Source organism: Streptomyces koelreuteriae, from assembly GCF_018604545.1.
Classification (GTDB): domain Bacteria; phylum Actinomycetota; class Actinomycetes; order Streptomycetales; family Streptomycetaceae; genus Streptomyces; species Streptomyces koelreuteriae.
Genome location: NZ_CP075896.1, coordinates 250,257 through 269,936, shown reverse-complemented (window position 1 = coordinate 269,936; position 19,680 = coordinate 250,257). Strand labels below are relative to the sequence as shown.

Annotated in this window: 18 protein-coding genes; 13 read left to right on the top strand and 5 right to left on the bottom strand. The window is 71.5% G+C overall.

The annotated features are described in order from the left end of the window. Genes KJK29_RS01180 through gdhA form a run of 6 tightly spaced genes read left to right on the top strand, consistent with a single transcriptional unit; the run spans window position 1 to window position 5,808 of the window. Complete coding sequence (locus KJK29_RS01180; protein WP_215116703.1) at window positions 1–738, top strand: 5-oxoprolinase subunit B family protein; 738 nt, start codon at window positions 1–3, stop codon at window positions 736–738. Beyond that, window positions 735–1,763, top strand: coding sequence for a 5-oxoprolinase subunit C family protein (locus tag KJK29_RS01175; RefSeq protein ID WP_215116702.1), 1,029 nt, complete (start codon window positions 735–737; stop codon window positions 1,761–1,763). The genes KJK29_RS01180 and KJK29_RS01175 overlap by 4 nt, the downstream gene beginning before the upstream one ends. A gap of 53 nt (window positions 1,764–1,816) precedes the next feature. After that, window positions 1,817–2,614 carry an SDR family oxidoreductase gene (locus KJK29_RS01170; protein ID WP_215116701.1) on the top strand — a complete coding sequence of 266 codons (798 nt, stop codon included), beginning with the start codon at window positions 1,817–1,819 and terminating at the stop codon, window positions 2,612–2,614. Between the two features lie 23 nt (window positions 2,615–2,637). Beyond that, window positions 2,638–3,810 (top strand): pyridoxal phosphate-dependent aminotransferase, encoded by a 1,173-nt coding sequence (locus tag KJK29_RS01165; RefSeq protein WP_215116700.1) that lies wholly within the window; start codon window positions 2,638–2,640, stop codon window positions 3,808–3,810. A gap of 32 nt (window positions 3,811–3,842) precedes the next feature. After that, a complete protein-coding gene (locus KJK29_RS01160) occupies window positions 3,843–4,430 on the top strand; it encodes a TetR/AcrR family transcriptional regulator (RefSeq protein ID WP_215116699.1) in 588 nt (195 codons plus the stop codon). A 31-nt stretch (window positions 4,431–4,461) separates the two neighbouring features. Next, window positions 4,462–5,808, top strand: coding sequence for an NADP-specific glutamate dehydrogenase (gene gdhA / locus KJK29_RS01155; RefSeq protein ID WP_215116698.1), 1,347 nt, complete (start codon window positions 4,462–4,464; stop codon window positions 5,806–5,808). A 236-nt stretch (window positions 5,809–6,044) separates the two neighbouring features. Here gdhA and KJK29_RS01150 read toward each other — a convergent pair whose 3' ends face one another. The 5 genes from KJK29_RS01150 to KJK29_RS01130 form a co-directional block, all read right to left on the bottom strand. Beyond that, entirely contained in the window at window positions 6,045–6,842 is a 798-nt protein-coding gene (locus KJK29_RS01150; protein WP_215116697.1) for a nitrilase-related carbon-nitrogen hydrolase, read from the bottom strand. A 65-nt stretch (window positions 6,843–6,907) separates the two neighbouring features. Then, window positions 6,908–7,504, bottom strand: coding sequence for a TetR/AcrR family transcriptional regulator (locus KJK29_RS01145; protein ID WP_215116696.1), 597 nt, complete (start codon window positions 7,502–7,504; stop codon window positions 6,908–6,910). A 19-nt stretch (window positions 7,505–7,523) separates the two neighbouring features. Continuing rightward, window positions 7,524–9,584, bottom strand: coding sequence for a galactose-binding domain-containing protein (locus tag KJK29_RS01140; RefSeq protein WP_215116695.1), 2,061 nt, complete (start codon window positions 9,582–9,584; stop codon window positions 7,524–7,526). A 184-nt stretch (window positions 9,585–9,768) separates the two neighbouring features. Further along, complete coding sequence (locus KJK29_RS01135) at window positions 9,769–11,769, bottom strand: glycosyltransferase family 2 protein (protein ID WP_215116694.1); 2,001 nt, start codon at window positions 11,767–11,769, stop codon at window positions 9,769–9,771. Window positions 11,770–11,887: 118 nt separating this feature from the next. Continuing rightward, on the bottom strand, window positions 11,888–12,793 hold the full coding sequence (locus KJK29_RS01130) for a LysR family transcriptional regulator (protein WP_215116693.1): 906 nt from the start codon (window positions 12,791–12,793) through the stop codon (window positions 11,888–11,890). Window positions 12,794–12,929: 136 nt separating this feature from the next. Between KJK29_RS01130 and KJK29_RS39310 the strand changes: the two genes are divergently transcribed. From KJK29_RS39310 to KJK29_RS01100, 7 genes are all read left to right on the top strand, one after another. Next, a complete protein-coding gene (locus tag KJK29_RS39310) occupies window positions 12,930–13,010 on the top strand; it encodes a putative leader peptide (protein ID WP_370869189.1) in 81 nt (26 codons plus the stop codon). 199 nt (window positions 13,011–13,209) lie between these two features. Next, window positions 13,210–14,337 (top strand): dimethylsulfone monooxygenase SfnG, encoded by a 1,128-nt coding sequence (gene sfnG / locus KJK29_RS01125; protein ID WP_215116692.1) that lies wholly within the window; start codon window positions 13,210–13,212, stop codon window positions 14,335–14,337. Between the two features lie 41 nt (window positions 14,338–14,378). Further along, on the top strand, window positions 14,379–14,936 hold the full coding sequence (ssuE, locus tag KJK29_RS01120; protein WP_215116691.1) for an NADPH-dependent FMN reductase: 558 nt from the start codon (window positions 14,379–14,381) through the stop codon (window positions 14,934–14,936). Then, window positions 14,933–16,120, top strand: a complete 1,188-nt coding sequence (locus KJK29_RS01115; protein WP_215116690.1) for an SfnB family sulfur acquisition oxidoreductase — start codon at window positions 14,933–14,935, stop codon at window positions 16,118–16,120. The genes ssuE and KJK29_RS01115 overlap by 4 nt, the downstream gene beginning before the upstream one ends. Before the next feature lie 32 nt (window positions 16,121–16,152). Continuing rightward, window positions 16,153–17,310: an LLM class flavin-dependent oxidoreductase gene (locus KJK29_RS01110; protein WP_215116689.1), complete on the top strand. Its 1,158-nt coding sequence runs from the start codon at window positions 16,153–16,155 to the stop codon at window positions 17,308–17,310. Next, a complete protein-coding gene (locus KJK29_RS01105; protein ID WP_215116688.1) occupies window positions 17,307–18,491 on the top strand; it encodes an SfnB family sulfur acquisition oxidoreductase in 1,185 nt (394 codons plus the stop codon). Before KJK29_RS01110 ends, KJK29_RS01105 begins: the two co-directional genes overlap by 4 nt. 7 nt (window positions 18,492–18,498) lie before the next feature. After that, window positions 18,499–19,674 (top strand): acyl-CoA dehydrogenase family protein, encoded by a 1,176-nt coding sequence (locus KJK29_RS01100; RefSeq protein WP_215116687.1) that lies wholly within the window; start codon window positions 18,499–18,501, stop codon window positions 19,672–19,674. Window positions 19,675–19,680 lie beyond the last annotated feature (6 nt).

Below are 19,680 nucleotides of genomic sequence, written 5' to 3'. Positions count from 1 at the left end.
ATGACCACAGCACAGTACGGCGACCTCACCGTCGAGCCCTACGGCGACTCGGCGGTGATGGTGACCATCCCGCATACCGACCAGGCCATCCGCAGGGCCGGGATCGTGGCGTTCCGCGACCGCTTCCTGGCGCACCGCCCGCACGGTGTGCTCGATGTCGTCTCCGGCCTCGAATCCCTGCTCGTCGAGTTCGACCCGCTGCTGACCGCGTTCGAGCACGTGGAGTACGCGGCGCGGCTCGTGGCGCGGTGGGCGCCGTCACCCACGGACGGACCGGCCCGCACGCGGCAGGTGCGGACGTTCGCCATCCCCGTGGTCTTCGACGACGACACCGGCCCCGACCTGGGGTCCGTCGCCGAGGAACTCGGCCTCGCCACCACCGATGTCGTCGAGGCGATCGCCCGCTCCACCTTCACCATCTGCCTCCTCGGCGCGGCGATGGCCCCGATGATGGACGGCCTCAAGGTGCCCCGGCCGGTGCGCCGGCGGGCCGAGCCGCGCACGGACGTCGCCCCCGGCGCCGTCATGATCGCCGGGACCAACGCGATCATCCAGCCGTTCCCCGGCCCGACCGGCTGGCGAGTGGTCGGACGCACGCCCCACACCATCGTCGACATCTCCCGCCCGGACCCCGTGTCCTTCGGCACCGGCGACGTCGTGCGCTTCGTCCCCGTCACCCGGGACGAGGCCGAGGCGCTCGGCGAGGGCTTCCTGCTGCCGACGGAGGTGGCCGTATGACGACCGTGACGCTCGACTTCACCGGCACCGGCTGGATCACCACGTTCCAGGACCTCGGCCGGAGCGGCACGGAACAGCGCGGCGTTCCCACCGGGGGAGCGGCCGACCAGCACTCGGCGGCCGTGGCCAATCTCCTCGTGGGCAACCCACGCGGCGCGACCCTGCTGGAGAACCTGGGCGGCGAACTGGCCCTCGTGCCCGACGCCGACGTGCTGCTCGCGGTGACCGGCGCACCCGCCGAGGTCACCGTCGGGGGCTCGCCCGCCGACGGCTGGTCGCCGCTGGTCGTCCCCGCGGGCCACGAGGTGCGGATCCGCGGCGACATGAGCCGGGGGACCCGCACCTATCTGGCGGTGAACGGAACGCTGAGCACGGAAACGCTGCTGGGCAGCGCCGCCCCGGACGCCCGGATGGGCTTCGGGCAGGCCCTCGCCCCCGGCTCGCGGGTCCTGCTGGAGACGGAGTTCCGGGGGTTCAGAAACCGCCCGTTCGAGGCGCAGCTCTTCCGGCTTCCCGTGCCCGTGCCGCGCTTCGACGACGGACCGTGGGTCGTCGACGTCGTCCCCACCCCCGGCATGCGGACGATCGCGGGGATCCGCGAGGTGATCGAGGAGGCGACCTACGTCGTCACACCGCGCTCCAACCATGTCGGGCTCAGGCTCGACGGGCCGGTGCTCCACCCGGACACCGACACCGAGATCGTGTCGCACGGGGTGCCCATCGGGGCGCTGCAGATCCCGCACGCGGACGAGCTGATCGTCCTCGGCCGCTACCGGAGCCTGACCGCCGGCTACCCGATCGTCGGTGTCGCCGCCCGGGCGTCCCTGCCGCTGCTCGGGCAGGCCGGGCCGGGGCGGGAACTCAGGTTCCGCTGGATCGACCGCGAGACCTCGCTGCGCCGGTTCGCCCACCGCGAGTCCGAGGTCCGCGCACTCGGACGGGCGGCTGCCGAGGCGTTCGGCGCGCTCGGTTTCACCCCGCCCCTGCCCACGCCCTTGCCCGAACCCTTGCCCCAGACAATCTGAGAATCTATTCTCATATGCAAGGTGACTCTCATGTCGCTGATGGAGGAGAAACGGTGACGACATCGTCCGGCGCGATCGCGCTCATCACAGGAGCCGGCAGCGGAATGGGGCTCGAGACCGCGCGCCTTCTCGCCCGGGACGGCGCCGCGGTGGTCCTGATCGGCCGCAGACAGGAAGCCCTCGACGCGGTCGCCGCCACCATCCGCGCCGAAGGCGGGACCGCTCTCGCCCTCGCCGCGGACATCACCCGCGCCGACGACGTGACACGCGTCCTCGACCGGGTGCGGAGCGAACTCGGCCCGGTCGACATCCTCGTCAACAACGCGGGCAGCTCCTCCTCGGTGCTCAACCCGCAGTGGCTCCCGCACGACGAGTGGCGCCAGGTCCTCGACGTGAACCTCACCGCCGTCTTCCAGCTCACCCAGGCCGTCCTGCCCGACATGCTCGACCGCGGCGCCGGGACCATCGTCACCGTCTCCTCGCTCGCCGCCGTCAACCCCAACCTGCTCGGCGGCGCCGCCTACGGCGCGGCCAAGGCGGGCGTCCGCAACTTCATGACCTTCCTGCACAACACCTTCCGCAACCAGGGCCTGCGCGCGATCACCGTGCTGCCGGGTGAAGCGGACACCCCCATCCTCGACAACCGCGCCCGGCCCCCGGCGCCGGAGGAGCGCGCCGGCATGGTGCGGCCCGAGGACGTCGCCGAGGCCATCCGCCTGGCCGTCGCGCTGCCCCAGCGCGTCGTCCTCCAGGAGATCGTCGTCGCCCCCACCCGCCAGCGGGACGTCTCCGCCGACCTCGAGATCAGCCGCCGGACGGGCGCACCCGCCGACACCGCACCGCACGCCTGACACCCCGTCACCAGGAGGAGCGCATGCCGCCCATCGTCACCACCCAGCCGCCTCTGCACGACACCGCCGCCGCCGTCGCCCGGATCGCCGCCGCCTCCCGCCGGACCCAGCAGCCGCAGTCCCGGTCCGACCTCGTCTCCCTCGCGATGGGCGAACCCGACTTCGACACCCCCGAGCGGGTCACCGAGGCGGCCCACGCCGCACTGCGCGCCGGCCGCACCCACTACTCGCCGCTCCTCGGCGAACCGGCCCTGCGCGAGGCCCTCGCCGCCAAGCTCACCGCCACCGCCGGGACCCCGGCCTCCGCCGGCGACGTCCTGATCACCCAGGGCGGCACCGCCGGACTGGCCGCGTCGATCCTGTCCCTCGTCGACCCCGGGGACAAGGTGGTCGTCCCGGACCCCACCTACTCCCTCTACGGCGACCTGGTCGCGATGGCCGGCGGCACCGTCGTCCCCGTCCCGCTCGCACCGGACCTGCACTGGGACCTCGACCGGCTCGCCGACGCCCTCATCGACGCCAAGCTCTTCGTCTTCTGCAACCCCGTCAACCCGACCGGCATCGTGCACGGCCGGGAGGAACTCGAAGCGCTCGCCGCCCTGCTCGACGGCACCCCCACCATCGTCGTCTCCGACGAGGCCTACTCCGACCTCGACTACACCGGCCGCCCCTTCACCTCGGCCCTCTCCGTCGACGGCCTGCGCGAGCGGACCGTTTACTGCCAGACCTTCTCCAAGAGCTACGCCATGACCGGCTGGCGCGTCGGCTACCTCTGGGGCCCCTCGCCGCTCATCCAGGCGGCCGCACGCGTCCACAACACCTTCAACGGCTCCGTCAACACCGTCATTCAGGACGCCGCGCTCGTCGCCGTCGAGAGCTGCGACGACGACGTGGCCCGGATGCGCGCCGCGTACCAGGAGCGCGGCGAACTCATGCGCAGGGAACTGTCCGCGATCCCCGGCCTCACCCTCAGCGCACCCGAAGGCGCCTTCTACCAATTCCCGCGCTACGACATCGATCTGCCGTCCGTGGAGGTCGTGGCGGCGCTGCGCACACAGCACGGCGTCGCCGTCCGGCCCGGGAGCGAGTTCGGAGCGCGGGGTGAGGGGCACCTGAGGCTGTCGTACGCTGCCAGCCCGCAGTCCATCACCGAGGGTGTCCGCCGCCTGGCCGCCGGTCTTTCGGCCCTGCGATGAGCACCGTCCCGTACACGACGAGGAATCGACCCATGCGCAGTGACACCGAGCGCAACCGCAGGCACCTCATCAAGGCGGCCGCGCGACTGTTCGAGAACTCGCCCACGCCCGTCAGCCTCGCCGAGATCGCCAAGCACGCCGAGGTGTCCACCGCGACGGCCTACCGCCACTTCTCATCCGTCGAGGAGGTGCTGCATGCCTTCCGCGCCCAAGTGGGCTCCGAACTGCGGGACTTCAGCGCCCGGCAGACCACCCGCGGCATGACCAAACTCGAAGCGGTCTCGCGGCACTGGGTCTCCCTGGTCCTCGAACACGGCGGGGCGATGGCCCAGATGCGCTCGCACCGCGGCTATCTCGAGCGCCTGCGCGAAGGAACCGGCTACCTCACGCCCCAGGCCGAGGCGCTCGCCGAGCCGCTGCGGCAGACCACCGAGGAACTGGGCCTCGACGACCTCGGCGACGAAGCCCTCTATCTGTGGAACGCGCTGTTCGACCCGCGCGACATCCTCGACCTCATCAAGAGCGGACGCACCGAGGACGAGGCCGCCGGCCGTCTGGTGGCCGCACTGCGCGGCGCCCTGACCGGCTGGGCGGCGGCGGAACAGCAACAGGCCGACTGACCGGCCGCACCGGAACGGAGACACCGCACGTATGGACGTCAGCGCCCACATCGACGCCGTCTACGACACCCTCCGCAGGCGAGACCCCGGGGAAACGGAGTTCCACCAGGCCGCGCACGAAGTCCTGCACGCCATAGGCCCCGTGCTCCGGGCCCACCCGGAGTACGCCGAGGCCCGGATCGTGGAGCGGCTCTGCGAGCCCGAGCGGCAGCTGATGTTCCGGGTCCCGTGGGTGGACGACCAGGGCACCGTACGGGTCAACCGCGGTTTCCGGGTGGAGTTCAACAGCGCGCTCGGCCCGTACAAGGGCGGCCTGCGCTTCCATCCCAGCGTGAACCTGGGCATCGTCAAGTTCCTGGGCTTCGAGCAGATCTTCAAGAACGCGCTGACCGGTATGGCGATCGGCGGCGGCAAGGGCGGCTCGGACTTCGACCCCAAGGGCCGCTCCGACGGCGAGGTCATGCGCTTCTGCCAGGCGTTCATGACGGAGCTGTACCGCCACCTGGGCGAGCACACGGACGTGCCCGCCGGCGACATCGGGGTGGGCGCCCGAGAGATCGGCTACCTCTTCGGCCAGTACAAGCGGATCACCAACCGCTACGAGGCCGGCGTCCTCACCGGCAAGCCCGTCGGCTGGGGCGGCTCCCACGCCCGCACCGAGGCCACCGGCTACGGCGCCGTGTACTTCGCCCAGGCGATGCTCGGCACCCGCGGCCAGGACTTCGACGGACGCCGGGTCGTGGTCTCCGGGTCGGGAAACGTCGCCGTCTACGCGGCCGAGAAGGTCCACGCCCTGGGCGGGCGCGTGGTGGCCTGCTCCGACTCCTCCGGCTACCTCGTCGACGAGGACGGCCTCGACCTGGACCTGCTCAAGGAGGTCAAGGAGGTGCGCCGGGCCCGGATCTCCGCCTATGCCGAGGCGAAGCCGACCGCGCGGTTCTCCGCCCGGGGGTCGGTCTACGACGTGCCGTGCGACATCGCCCTGCCGTGCGCCACCCAGAACGAGCTGGGCCGCCAGGACGCCGTAGCGCTGGTGAAGAACGGTGTGCTCGCCGTGGCCGAGGGCGCGAACATGCCCTGCACGCCCGAGGCGATCGAGGTGTTCCGCGAGGCCCGGGTCCTCTTCGCCCCCGGCAAGGCGGCCAACGCGGGCGGGGTCGCCACCTCCGCGCTGGAGATGCAGCAGAACGCCTCGCGCGACAGCTGGACCTTCGAGCGGACGGAGGACCGGCTCGCGACCATCATGGGACAGGTGCACGCCCAGTGCCGTGTCACCGCCGAGACCTACGGCGGCGACGCCGACGACTACGTCCTCGGCGCCAACACCGCGGGCTTCCTCCGCGTCGCCGAGGCGATGACGGCCCAGGGCGTCGTCTAGGGCCTGCCGTTTGGATCACGCCGCAGACGCGGGGTCTGGCACACACATCTGCCGCGTTGTCGTCGGTTGCCGATTCCCCCACGCTCGGCTTCGCTCGCGCGGGAGGTGCCCCCATCGCGTCGACGCCCTCCTCCGCCTTGCAGCTGCACGCGCCAGACCCCGCTCACGGCGATGACAAGCCGCTGCCGATTCCCTGCGACCTGATCCGAACGACAGGCCCTGGGCGGAGGGCCCGGTCACCGCCCGGCGGCGGACCCCACGGCGAGGACACGATCACGCAGGACGGGGAGTTCGGAGCGGATCCGGGCGACCTCGCCCATGTCGACCCCCACCGTCACCGTCTCCGCCGCGGTGCCGGCCTCGCCCAGGACCGTCCCCCAGGGGTCGACGGCCACGCTGTGCCCGCCCTGCCGCATACCGCCATGGGTGCCCGTGGCGCAGCAGGCCAGCAGGAAGACCTGCTCCTCCAGCGCCCTCGTGCGGGTCAGGAGCTGCCAGTGCGCGAGCCGGGCCGCGGGCCAGGCGGCGGGCACGATGATCAGCTCCGCCCCCTCGTCGATCAGCCCCCGGAAGAGCTCGGGGAAACGCAGGTCGTAGCAGATGGCGAGGCCGATCACCCCGAATTCGGTGGGCACGGTGACGATGTCGCCGCCCCCGCCCATCATGGTCGCCTCACCCGTGTCGAAGCCGTACCGGTGGATCTTGCGGTAGTTGCCGCGCAGGTCACCGGCCCGGTCGAAGAGGAGCGCGGTGTTGTAGAGGGTCCCGTCCGCGTCCCGTTCGACGATCGATCCGGCGTGCAGCCAGACCCCGGCCGCGCGCGCCGCCGCGGACATGGCCTCGGCGGTGGGACCGTCGATCCCCTCGGCGTCGTGCCCCCAGCCGTCGTACGCCCAGGCCCCGGCCGTCCACAGTTCCGGCAGGACCACCAGATCGTCGCCGGTCCGGCCCCGGACCAGCGAGGACGCCCTGAGACGGCGCTCCTCGGCGGAGTCCGACGCGTCCACGGACAGCTGTATCAGCGAGGCTCGCATGACTGTCACCTCCGGGAGAACCCGTTCCCTACGAGCCTAAGGAGCCCGAGGTGCATCCCGCCTGTTCAGGGCTCGCACACCAGGCCGGCGATATGCGCGGTGACCGTGTCGAGGATGCCCGACCAGGCGTCGTCGTCGCCGAGCACGAGGTAGTTGAGGGTCAGGCCGTCGGTCATGGCGGCCAGATAGCGCGCCAGGACCGGGGCGGGGACGCGCAGCCGCAGGCCCATGGTCTGCCGCAGCTGGTCGATGAGCTCCAGGTACGTCTCGGCGTACAGCTCGTACTGGCGCCGCGCCAGATGCTCGAAGCCGGGCTGGCGCAGCGCGTACTGCGTGAGCTCATAGGTGAGCATGTGCTCGTCGGGGTGGGCCCGGACGTGCTCCCAGTACGCCTGGAAGCCCGCCCGGACGGTCTCCTCCAAGGAGGCCCTGGGCCGCAGGGCCTCCTTCACCACTGTCACGTAGTGCCCGGTGATGGTGGTGATGACGGACTCGATCAGCTCCTGCTTGGAGTCGAAGCAGTAGTGGAAGACGCTCAGCGAGACGCCCGCTTCGGCTGCGATGGACCGGGTCGTCGTCCTGGGGACGCCGTCCCGGGCCATCGCCCTGATCGCCGCTTCGGTGAGCTGTCGCCGCCGCTCGGCGGACGGCAACCGTGCCATGGAACCCCTCTCGTGGGTGTCAGCCGTGGACACCGACGTCGTAGAGGGAGTAGCCCCAGCCGGTGCCGCGTTCCACCCCCTGCACGCGTACGTACCTGGCCGGTGTGGCGGTGAATCTCGCGGTGTCCAGGCCGCCGTCGCCCGCCGTCGTGGACCAGGCGGTCCGCCAGTTCGCCCCGTCGGTGGAGAGCTCGATCCGGTACGCCTTCGCGTACGCGTCCTCCCAGTCGAGGGTGACCTTCTTGACGCGCTTCTCCGACCCGAGGTCGACCCGGAACCACTGGTCGTCGCTCCAGTCGCTCGCCCAGCGGGTGCCGCGGTCGCCGTCGACGGCCCGGTGCGGCTTGTAGCTCGTGAACAGGCTCCACTCCGAGGAACTGGCCGATGTGGCCGCGCCGCGCGCGAGATCGGCCCCGGCCTCGTGCTTCTCGGAGGCCCCCCAGGTGTCGAGGTAGGACTCGGCGCCGCGGAAGAGGTCGTCCACCACGTCCTGGCCGCCGACCCGGCGGATGTCCTCGATCCAGTCCGGCACCAGGCCGTAGTGGGCCGCTCCGTCGGTGTTCAGGTCCCAGGTGCGCTGACCGGTGGTCTGCCGGTCGATGACGGAGCCGCCGTCGACGCTCTTGAAGGGATAGGTGACCTTGTTCGGGGCGTCCGCTCCGCGCGGGCCCGGCCAGCCACCGACGCCGTTCATGTCGGTGCCGTAGCCGTAGCCCACCCCGTACTTGTCGCGCAGCGCCTCGGTGCGCTTCGCCTCCGAGATGAAGCCCTCGGAGCCGTGCATGTACTGCGCGATGAAGCCGCCCAGGCCGTAGACCCGCTCGGTCCAGTCCAGGTCCATCCAGCTGTGCGAGGAGAGCACGCCGGGGTAGGACTCGGCCTCGAAGATGTCGAGCACCCGGCCGGTGGCCTTGACGCTCATGTGGTCGATCTCCAGCATCATCCCGCGCTGCATCATGCCGCGGACGGCGTACTCGCCGAGTCCGGTGAGTCCTCTGACGTTGCATTGGGCGTCAGCGCTGTACGACGGGACCTCCTCGCCCGCCGGGAGCTTCTTCTCGGCCGCGGCCGCCGAGGCGTTGCCGATGGGGTTGTCGGCTTGCGGCCCCTTGCACTGCTCCGTCTTCCAATAGGTGCCCGTCGACAGGAACTGCCCGACGTTGATGGCCGTTCCGAGCGAGCCCGAGTCGAAGCGGACACCGCACAGCGCGTTGTCGAACTTGTGGCACAGGAACATGCTGCGCACACCCAGCGCGTGCAGCTCGTCCAGGCCCTTGTCGATGTCGGCCTTGCTGCACTGCGCGATGTCGAGGATCTGCTTGCAGCCGAAGGGCTCGGACGTCTCCACGCCGAGGACGACCGCCAGCTTGCCCTGCTCGATGACCTGACGGGCCTGTGCGCTGTCGGTGACGATCCGGAAGAAGCCCTTGCCCGGCCCGCCGTAGATCTTGTCGATGTAGGCCTGCATGTCGTACGTCAGCTTGGCCTGCAGCCGGATGGACGTCATCTCGTCACAACCGCGGTCCTTGAAGAAGTACACGGAGCAGATCACGCCGTTGGTGACGAGGTCGTTGACCAGCACCCGCTGGCCACCGCGCCAGGCCCGTTCCACCCAGGCGTAGTAGTTCTGCTGGTGTGTCAGGGAGTCGTGGGCCGGCCAGTCCTTGAAGGTGGGCCAGCCGTTCGGGTCGTGCTTGCCGTCACCGCCGTTGGTGATGAAGTCGAAGATCGCGAGCGAGCCGTCCGGGTAGTGCTCGGGACAGTCCTTGAGCGCGTCCGCGATCCCCTGCTCGGAGAACGGCTTTCCGCAGATCAGCCGGCCGCCGAAGGCCTCGTTGGAGAAGATGTGGTCGTGCGCGTCGACGAACCCGCGCACCTCGCCCCGGTCGTTGGTGCCGGTGAAGGGCTCCCCCGTGACGTTGACCCCGGAGTCCGGCGCGGGCCGCGCGGTCGGGTTCCACCAGTCGGTTCCTGCCGCCGAACTCGGTGTGGGGCCGAGCGCGATCGACAGCACGAGCAGGAGGAGCGACACAACGGTGATGTTCTTGCGTCTGCGGTACGGGCGTCCGGAACTGGTCACAGCCCACGTCCCTCGGTCGGCGGGATGGCGGGGTCGACGTATCGGGCTGTCCTTGGCCTTGTGGGCCGGAGAGCGACAGCCCGATTGTCATGACCTCGCCCATGGTGCGACGAGGATGACCACTGCCGCCGTACGAGTCAAGAGTCCGGGACAGATGACCTACTGACGGGTCATCAGAGCGGTGTTACCGGCGAGAGCCGGATCCGAGTCGACCGAGCCGTCGGCGAAGGCCCGCCGCCAGGCCGACCGGCGCCACGCGCAGCACCAGGGCCCCCTTCGAGCCGTGGGGGAGCGGCTTGGCGTACGAGGGGCGGCCCAGCCGGGCGGTGCGGAACCAACGGGTGCCGGTCAGCCCCTTCAGCGGCGGCACGGGAATCCGGCTGTGCGGCTCGTCCGTACGGAGGGTCAGCGTCCAGCGTCCCGGAGGCAGCTTCCTGACCGGCAGGCGGGCGGTGAACCCGGTGCCGCCGCCGTCCGGCGCGTACCGCAGGGGCACCTCGCGCACCGAGCCCGAATCGCCTTCGGCGCGCAGGGCCGTGGGCCCGGGGCGGCCCGCGGCGTCATCGGTCAGGCGTCCGGTGACGACGAGCGTGCCGGGCGCGTCCCAGGCGAGTGCTGCCACCTGGCAGACCGGCTCGTCCTCGGTGCGCCGGATGTCCAGGGAGAAGTTCCCGTACGGAGTGAAGAACGGACGCGCGGTGGTGGCCGCGACCTCGCGCCGCGGCGGGGCGGTCCTCTGGCCGTTCGCGTCGGTCCCGGCCTGCCGGAGCCTGACGGTCCGGCTGACTCCCTTGGCCCGCACATCCAGGTGGAGGTCCCACACCCCTGCGCCCAGCGGTGCGCCCGAGTCGACGGTGCTCAGGTCCACCTCGACGAGGAAACCGGTGGCCTGATCGTCGGGCTGGTGGGAAGCGGTTCGGACGGTCACGGGCACGCGGACGTCCGGGTGCGGAAAGCCGCGCGGGCGCAGGACCAGCCGGGTGGTGGGCTCCAGGGCGCCCAGCGACTCGATACGGGCGTGGCCGGCGAGCCGGAGCACACCGCCGTCGCCCTGCCACGCCGCTTCGGCCAGTTCATGGCGGACCGGGAGCCGGTCCGTGGCGTCGAAGCAGGCGTCCGGGACCGCCTTCGCGGGGTCCCGGAAGAAGGGGTGGCACCAGTAGACGCGGCCCTTGTCGACGACGTTGCCGCGCGCCGCGTCCTCCTTGGCGTGCCGGGCGACGGTGATGAGGTCCTCGTACCGGTCCGCCCGCAGCAGGTGCACGATGAGCCGGTCCGGCGGGGCGAGCTGCTGGAAGACACCCTCGGTGACATGGCTCAGCGCCCACTCCCGGAACTGCGGATAGAAGCGCTCCCGCGCCTGCTGTTCGCTCTCCTTGGGCAGCAGCGCGCGCAGCGGCCCGCACAGCTCCCACTCCACATGGCGCCGCATGATCTGGTCCCGGCGCGGGCCGGGTTCCAGATAGCGGGCGACCGTCTCGAAGCACAGCCGGGTGCCGTCCATGCGGTGGACCAGGTCGGCGGCGGTGAGGGTGAGGTTGTTGCCGTTCTGGCGGTTGCGCGAGTAGTAGCAGTCGTAGTCGGCGACCACGGAGATGCCGTCGGCGTTGAGGAAGGCCGCTGCGGTGAACGGTTTGTCCTCGCAGTTGCGGTACGGCGGGAACCTCAGGTCAAGCCGCTCGATCAGCGAGCGCCGGAACAGCTTCCAGCAGCCCAGGGTGCGGTAGGCGGCGGAGGAGAAGACATCGGTCCGGGGCTGGTTGTGCGAGAAGACGGCCGTCGGCACGGCACGTCCGCCCACGGACACCATCTTGCCGAGGACCACGTCGGTGCGGTTCTCGTCCGCCATCGCCACCATGCGGCGCAGCGCGTCGGGGCCCAGGTAGTCGTCGGAGTCGAGGAAGAAGACATAGTCACCGACGGCCATGTCCAGCCCGGTGTTGCGTGGGCCTCCGGCTCCGCCGCTGTTGGGCTGGTGGACGACGCGCAGGCCGGGGCAGCCGCCCGCGAGCCGGTCCAGCTCGTCCGCGGTGCCGTCGGTCGAGCCGTCGTCGACCGCGATGATCTCGATCTTGTCCAGGCCGAGCGTCTGCTCCATGACGGAGGCGACGCACTCGGTCAGTTCCGGCATCGAGTTGTACGCGGGGATGATCACGCTGACCCGGGGCGTTTTCGTACGGACCATGACGACTCCCCTCTCCTCGGAGCGTCCGGCGGGCCCCGGCCCGGCCGCCCCGCGAGAGGCGCCCCCTTGCGCCGACGGAGTGTGCGAACCACCCGTTCGGCCCCGGGAGGCCCCCGCTTCACGACGCCCGGTGCGCGTCCGCGTTGCGTACGAACAGCGTGTGCAGATCACGCACGGCCCGGGGGACCGAGACGGCATGGCGGCGCTGCAGCACCAGCAGCACATCGGTCTCGTCCCCGGCCAGCGGCCGTACGGTGAGGGTGCCCCGCCGCTCCAAGGGGTCGCCGATGACACTGAAGTCGGGCAGCACCGTCGCCCCCAGCCCCTCGGCGACCATCAGCTTGCCCATCTCGGCGCCGTCGGTGGAGTACGAGAAGGACGGCGTCCGGCCGCGCAGCAGCCGGTGGACGTAGCGGTGCATGACGTAGCCGGACCGCATCACGATGAGCGGCTCGGCGAGGAGACTGTCCACGTCCACGGCGTCCATTGCCGCCAGGGGACTGTCCGGGCGTACGCACACCACCGGGCGCCCGCGCAGCAGCTCGGTCGTCTCGAAGCCGGGCGGTATGTCGTCGCCGTGGAGGTAGTTCACCAGCCCCAGGTCGTAGGCGCCCTCCAGCAGCCCGCGGTGGATGTCGGCCTGCTGCGCGCCGACCACCTCGACCTGGGTGGCCGGGTGCGCCGAGCGGAACTCCCGCACGGTCGGGATGAGCAGCGGCACGGTGGCCGTGTTGACCGTGCCGAGCCGCACCATGCGGCTGATGCGGTGCTGGTCGCCGGCCGCGCCCCGCAGCCGGTCCACCGCGTCCAGCACCGTCATGATGTGCGGCAGCAGCTCCCGGCCCTCGTCACTGACCTTCGCCCCCGACCGCTTGCGCTCCAGCAGGTCCACCCCGAGTTCCCGCTCCAGATTGCGCACGGTCTCGCTCAACGCGGGCTGGGACAGGTGGAGTTCCTCGGCGGCACGCCGCAGCGAACCGAACCGGGTGACGGCGGCGATGTATTCCAGCTGTTCTATACGCACGACAGGAGACTGCGTCCGCCGCGGGCCCGGTTCAAGGGAATCCCTGTCACAACCTCGTGAATACCGACTCTCACCATGTGGAATCACCACCCGGTCTGCTTGACCGGCCGGACCCACGCTTGGTTGGATCGTTGACATGAAGCGACTGGACCTCACGCAGCGACGCCACGTCGATCTCGCGCGTGTCTCCAGCTCCTGCTGTCGCAGCCGCGTCTGAGCGCAGCGCACCGAGGGAAACCCTCCCACCCGCTTTCTGCGCCCTCTCCCTTCCTGAATTCCGGTCCCGGACGTTCTCCGTCGCCCTGACGGCTTTCCCGGGACCGCTGCTCCAGCGCGTCTGAATTCCCCTCGCGAGCACGATTTCGTGCCGACGCCTGTGTGTTTCGCGTGCCTTTCCGCTCTCCCAGGAGTCCCCCATGCCCGTACCGCCCGCATCCGACCCCGTCCGTTTCGCCTACTGGGTGCCGAACGTCAGCGGCGGCCTCGTCACCAGCACCGTCGAGCAGCGCACCGACTGGGGCTACGACTACAACCGCGAACTGGCCGTCCTCGCCGAGAACAACGGCTTCGACTACGCGCTCAGCCAGGTCCGTTACATGGCCAGCTACGGTGCCGAGAACCAGCACGAGTCGACCAGCTTCAGCCTCGCCCTGCTGCTCGCCACCGAGCGGCTGAAGGTCATCGCCGCCGTCCACCCCGGCCTGTGGCACCCGGGCGTCCTCGCCAAGCTCGGCGCCACCGCCGACCACCTCTCCAACGGCCGCTTCGCCGTCAACGTCGTCAGCGGCTGGTTCAAGGGCGAGTTCACCGCGCTGGGCGAACCGTGGCTGGAGCACGACGAGCGCTACCGGCGCGCGGAGGAGTTCATCACCGCCCTGCGCACCATCTGGACCGAGGACCACGCCGAACTCGCCGGCGACTTCTACCGGGTGCGCGACTTCTCCCTCAAGCCCAAGCCGCTGAACACCCCCGAGCGCCCGCACCCCGAGATCTTTCAGGGCGGCAACTCCACCGCCGCCCGCGCCATGGCCGGCCGGGTCTCCGACTGGTACTTCAGCAACGGCAAGGACTTCGACGGCGTCACCGAGCAGATCGCCGACGTACGCGCCTCCGCCGCCGAGGCCGGCCGCACGCCCCCGAAGTTCGGACTCAACGGCTTCCTCATCGCCCGCGACACCGAGGCCGAGGCCCGCGAGCAGCTCCGCGAGATCGTCGCCCATGCCGACACCGAGGCCGTGCACGGCTTCCGCGACGCCGTCCGGCAGGCCGGGCAGTCCACCGCCGATGGCAAGGGCATGTGGCAGGACTCCGGCTTCGAGGACCTCGTCCAGTACAACGACGGCTTCCGCACGGGCCTCATCGGCACCCCCGAGCAGATCGCCGAACGGATCGTCGCCTACAAGCGGCTCGGCGTCGACCTCTTCCTCCTCGGCTTCCTGCACTACCACGAGGAGGTCGAGTACTTCGGCAAGCGGGTGCTGCCCCTCGTACGCGAACTGGAGGCCCAGGAGGCCGACTTCGAGCCCGCAGCGGCCCACGCCTGATCACCGCCCGCCCGAGCAACAGCCACGAAGGGAACACCCCCATGGCCACCATCCTGTCCGTGTCCGGCAGCCCCTCCGCCACCTCCCGCACCCAGCGACTGCTGCGCCACCTCGACGCCCGGCTCACCGCCCAGGGCCACGAGGTCATCCCGCTGGACGTCCGGAACATCCCCGCCGAGGCGCTCCTCGGGGCGGACTTCCGCCACCCCGAGATCGTCCGGGCGACCGCCCTGGTCGAGCAGGCCGACGGGGTCGTGGTCGGCACCCCCGTCTACAAGGCCGCCTACTCCGGGCTGCTGAAGTCCCTGCTGGACCTGCTCCCGCAGTACGCGCTGGCCGGCAAGACGGTCCTGCCGCTCGCCACCGGCGGGTCCGTCGCCCACGTCCTGGCCATCGACTACGCCCTGCGTCCCGTGCTGAGCTCCATGGGCGCCGCGCACATCGTCCCGGGCTGGTTCACCCTCGACAAGGACATCACCGTGAGCGACGACGGCTCCCTGGCCGTCGCGCCCGGCTCGGCCGAGGCCCTGGCCCAGGTCACGGACCAGTTCTCCACCGTGCTGGGCGGCCGTACGACCGTACTGGCGGCCACCGGATGAGCACGGCCCATGTGATCGCCGACGACGCCGAGGCCCTGGCCGTCGCCGCCGACCTGGCCGCCGACTTCCGCAAGGACGCCGCCGAACGGGACGCACGGCGCAGGCTCCCGCACGCCGAGCTGGAACGGCTCTCCGCCTCGGGGCTGTCGGCCGTCAGTGTCCCGGGCGAGTTCGGCGGCGCGGACGTGAGCACCGAGACGCTCGCCGAGATCTTCCGGCTGCTGGCCTCCGCCGACGCCAGCCTCGCCCAGATCCCGCAGAGCCACTTCGTCTACGTCAACGTGCTGCGCCGCCAGGGCACACACGCCCAGCAGGAGTTCTTCTTCGGTGAGGTACTGCGGGGCAAGCGGTTCGGCAACGCCCAGTCCGAGGCCGGCACCAAGCACGTCCAGGACATCCGCACCAGGCTGGCGCTGCGCCCGGACGGCTCGTACGTCCTGGACGGCGTCAAGCACTACTCCACGGGCGCGCTGTTCGCCCACTGGATCCCCGTCCTGGCCCGTGCCGAGGACGACACCCTGCATGTGGCGTACGTGCCGAGCGACGCCCCCGGCGTGACGGTCGTCGACGACTGGGACGGCATGGGGCAGCGCACCACCGCCAGCGGTACGGTCCGTCTGGAGCGGGTGCCCGTCCCCGCCGACCGGGTCCTGCCCCACCATCTCACCTTCCAGGGACCGCAACTCCACGGAGCCGTGGCTCAGTTGCTGCACGCCGCCATCGACGCGGGGATCGCCTCCGGGGCGCTGGCGGAGGCCGTGGAGTTCGTCCGTACGAAGAGCCGGCCCTGGTTCGAGAGCGGCTTCGAGACCGCCGTGGAGGATCCGCTGCTGATCCAGCGGTTCGGCGAACTCGCGATCCGCCTCCGGGCGGCGGAGGCCCTGCTGCGGGAGGCCGCGCGGGCGGTCGACGCCGCCCGGGGCGACCTGACCGACGACTCGGCCGCCGAGGCCTCGATCGCGGTGGCCACCGCCAAGGTGACCGCCGCGGAGACCGCCGTGGAGATCGGCAGCGCCCTCTTCGAGGTCGCCGGCACCCGCGCCGCGCTCGACTCCCTGGGCCTGCACCGGCACTGGCGCGACGCCCGCACCCACACCCTGCACGACCCGGCCCGCTGGAAGGTCCAGCACATCGGCCGCTATGTGCTGAGCGGCACCCGGCCGCCCCGGCACGGCCTGCTCTGACCCGCCCCCCACCTCACGATCGGAGACCCCTCGTGTCCCTCACCTTCCACTGGTTCCTCCCCACCAACGGCGACAGCCGCCATGTCGTCGGCGGCGGCCACGGCACCCCGGCCACCGCCTCCGGCCGGGACCGGCCGCCGACGGTCGCCTACCTGAGCCAGATCGCCCGCGCCGCAGAGGACCTCGGCTTCGTCGGCGCCCTCACCCCCACCGGCGCCTGGTGCGAGGACGCGTGGCTGACGACGGCGATGGTCAGTCAGAACACCGAGCGGCTGAAGTTCCTGGTCGCCTTCCGGCCCGGCTTCGTCTCGCCCACGCTCGCCGCGCAGATGGCCTCCACCTTCCAGCGGCAGAGCGGTGGACGGCTGCTGCTCAACGTCGTCACCGGCGGCGAGAGCCACGAGCAGCGCGCCTACGGCGACTTCCTCGACAAGGACGCGCGCTACCGCCGTACCGGCGAGTTCCTGCAGATCGTGCGGGAGCTGTGGGAGGGCAAGACCGTCGATCTGCACGGCGAGCATCTCCAGGTGGCGGACGCGACGCTGGCCCGGGTGCCCGACCCGGTCCCCGAGGTCTACTTCGGCGGCTCCTCGCCGATCGCTGGAGAGATCGCCGCACGTCACGTGGACGTGTACCTCACCTGGGGCGAACCGCCCGCGCAGGTCGCCGAGAAGATCGCCTGGATCAGGAAGCTGGCGGCCGAGCAGGGCCGCACCGTCCGCTTCGGCATCCGGCTGCACGTCATCACCCGCGACACCTCCGAGCAGGCGTGGGCGGAGGCCAACCGGCTGCTCGACGGCTTCGACCCGGAGACCGTGGCGTCCGTGCAGGCCGGGCTCGCCCGCAGCGAGTCCACGGGGCAGCAGCGCATGCTCGCCCTGCACGAAGGCGGCAGCCGGGACGCCCTGGAGATCCACCCCAACCTGTGGGCCGGCATCGGTCTGGTGCGCGGCGGGGCGGGCACGGCCCTGGTCGGCAGCCACGACGAGGTCGCCGAGCGCATCAAGGAGTACGCGGCCCTCGGCATCGAGGAGTTCGTCCTCTCCGGCTACCCCCACCTGGAGGAGGCCTACTGGTTCGGCGAGGGCGTCCTGCCGAGGCTGGAGGCACAGGGCCTGTGGAAGCACCCCTTCCCTCGGGTCGCGGCCGCCGCCCAGGTCCCCTTCGCGGGCGCGGGAAACCCACGATGACGCAAGTGATCGCCGACGACGCCGAAGCGGTCGCCGTCGCGGGCGAACTCGCCGCCGAGTTCGCCCGCGAGGCGGCCCTGCGCGACGCCGAGCGCATCCTGCCGCGCGCCGAACTGGACCGGCTGTCCGCCTCCGGGTTGCTGGGCATCACCGTGCCCCGCTCCCACGGCGGCGCCGGCGTCGGCGCCCGCACCCTCGGAGAGGTCGTCCGGCTGCTCTCGGCCGCCGATCCGAGCATCGGCCAGATCCCGCAGAACCACTTCTTCTTCGTCGAGGTACTGAAGGAGAACGGCACGGCCGCACAACGCGACCTGTTCTACGCCGAGTTGCTGGCAGGACGCAGGTTCGGCAACGCCCTCGCCGAGAAGGGCACCCGGCACGCCCTGGAGTTCGCCACCCGCCTGGAGCCCCGCCCCGACGGCTCCTACACGTTGACCGGCACCAAGAACTACTCCACGGGAGCCCTGTTCGCCCACTGGATCCCGGTCTTCGCCCTCGGCCCGGACGACAGCCTCACCGCGGCCTTCGTCCCGTACGACGCCCCCGGGGTCACGGTCGTCGACGACTGGGACGGCATCGGGCAGCGCGGCACCGCGAGCGGGACCGTGCGGTTCGAGGACGTACATGTGCCCGCCGACCGGGTGGTGCCCCACCACCTCACCTTCGAACGGCCCGAGGTCTTCGGCGCCTTCGGCCAGTTCATCCACGCGGCCGTCGACACCGGCATCGCCCGCGGGGCCCTGGAGGAGGGCGGTGAGCTGATCCGGGACATCGCCCGGCCGTGGGGCGAGTCGGGCGCCGACCGGGCGAACGAGGAACCGCTGGTGATCCACAGGTTCGGCGAGCTGGCCCTGCTCGTACGCGCCGCCGAGGCCCTTCTCGACCGGGCCGGGGACAGCATCGACGCGGCCCGTTCCGCGTCGGACGACGCGGGCCTCGCGGCCGAGGCCTCCGTCGCCGTGGCCGCCGCCCGCGCCCAGGCCGACACCGCCGCGCTGACCGTGGCGAACGACGTCTTCGCCCTGATCTGCACCCGGTCCGTGACCGGCGGCCGGGGCCTGGACCGGCACTGGCGCAACGCCCGCACCCACACCCTGCACGACCCGCGCCGCTGGAAGATCCAGCACCTCGGCAACCACGCCCTGAACGGGGTCGCCCCGCCCGCCAACGGAATCGTCTGAGGACCCCATGACCACGACCGACTGGATCGCCACCGCCCGTGCCGTGGCCGCCGACCTCGCCCAGGACGCCGCCCAGCGCGACAAGGCCAACAAGCCGCCCTTCGAGGAGGTGGAACGGCTGCGCGCGGCCGGGCTGCTCACGCTGCTGGTTCCCGCAGAGTACGGCGGCGGGGGAGCGGACTGGCGCACCGCCTACGCCGTCATCCGCGAGATCGCCGCCGGGGACGGCTCGATCGGCCAACTCCTCGGCTACCACTACCTGCTGTCCTGGAACCCGCGCTTCTTCGGCGAGCCCGCCATCGTCGAGCGACTGGAGCGCGCCGCGGCCGAGGGACAGTGGCTGTGGGGCGGGGCGTTCAACCCCCGGGACCCGGACGTCACCCTGACCCCCGAGGGCGACGGCTTCCGGCTCGACGGGCGCAAGAGCTTCGCCACCGGCGCCCGTGTCGCCGACCGCCTCGTCGCCGGTGCCACCCGCACGGACACCGGCGAACCGGTCGTCGTCTTCCTCGATCCGGCCCACCCCGGCGTCGTACGCCACGACGACTGGGACAACTTCGGGCAGCGGCTCTCGGCCAGCGGCAGCGTGGAATTCCACGCCGTGCCGGTGGCGGCGGACGACATCATCGGGTCCCTCTCCGAGGAGGCGGGCACCCTCACCCCGTTCGCCACCCTCGTCACCCCCGCGATCCAGCTGGTCTTCGTCCACTTCTACCTGGGCATCGCCGAGGGCGCGCTCGCCGCGGCCGCCGAGTACACCCGCGACACCACCCGCCCGTGGCTGCTGTCGGGCGTCGACTCCGCCACCCAGGACCCCTACACGCTGGCCACCTACGGCGAACTCGCCGTGTCCGCACGCTCGGTGCGGCTCCTCGCCGACCACGCCGCCGAAGCCGTCCAGCGCGGCATCGACCGGGGCCAGGACCTCACTGCCGAGGAGCGCGGCGAGATCGCCGTCACCGTCGCCGCCGCCAAGGTCGCCTCGACCAAGGCAGCCCTCGACATCACCGCCCGGATCCTCGAAGTCACCGGCGCGAGGGCGACGGCCTCCGCGCACGGCTTCGACCGGTTCTGGCGCAACGTCCGCACCCACACCCTGCACGACCCCGTCGCCTACAAGCTCCGCGAGGTCGGCGACCACTTCCTGAACGGCACCCACGCGCCTTTCACCCTCTACACGTAAGAAGAA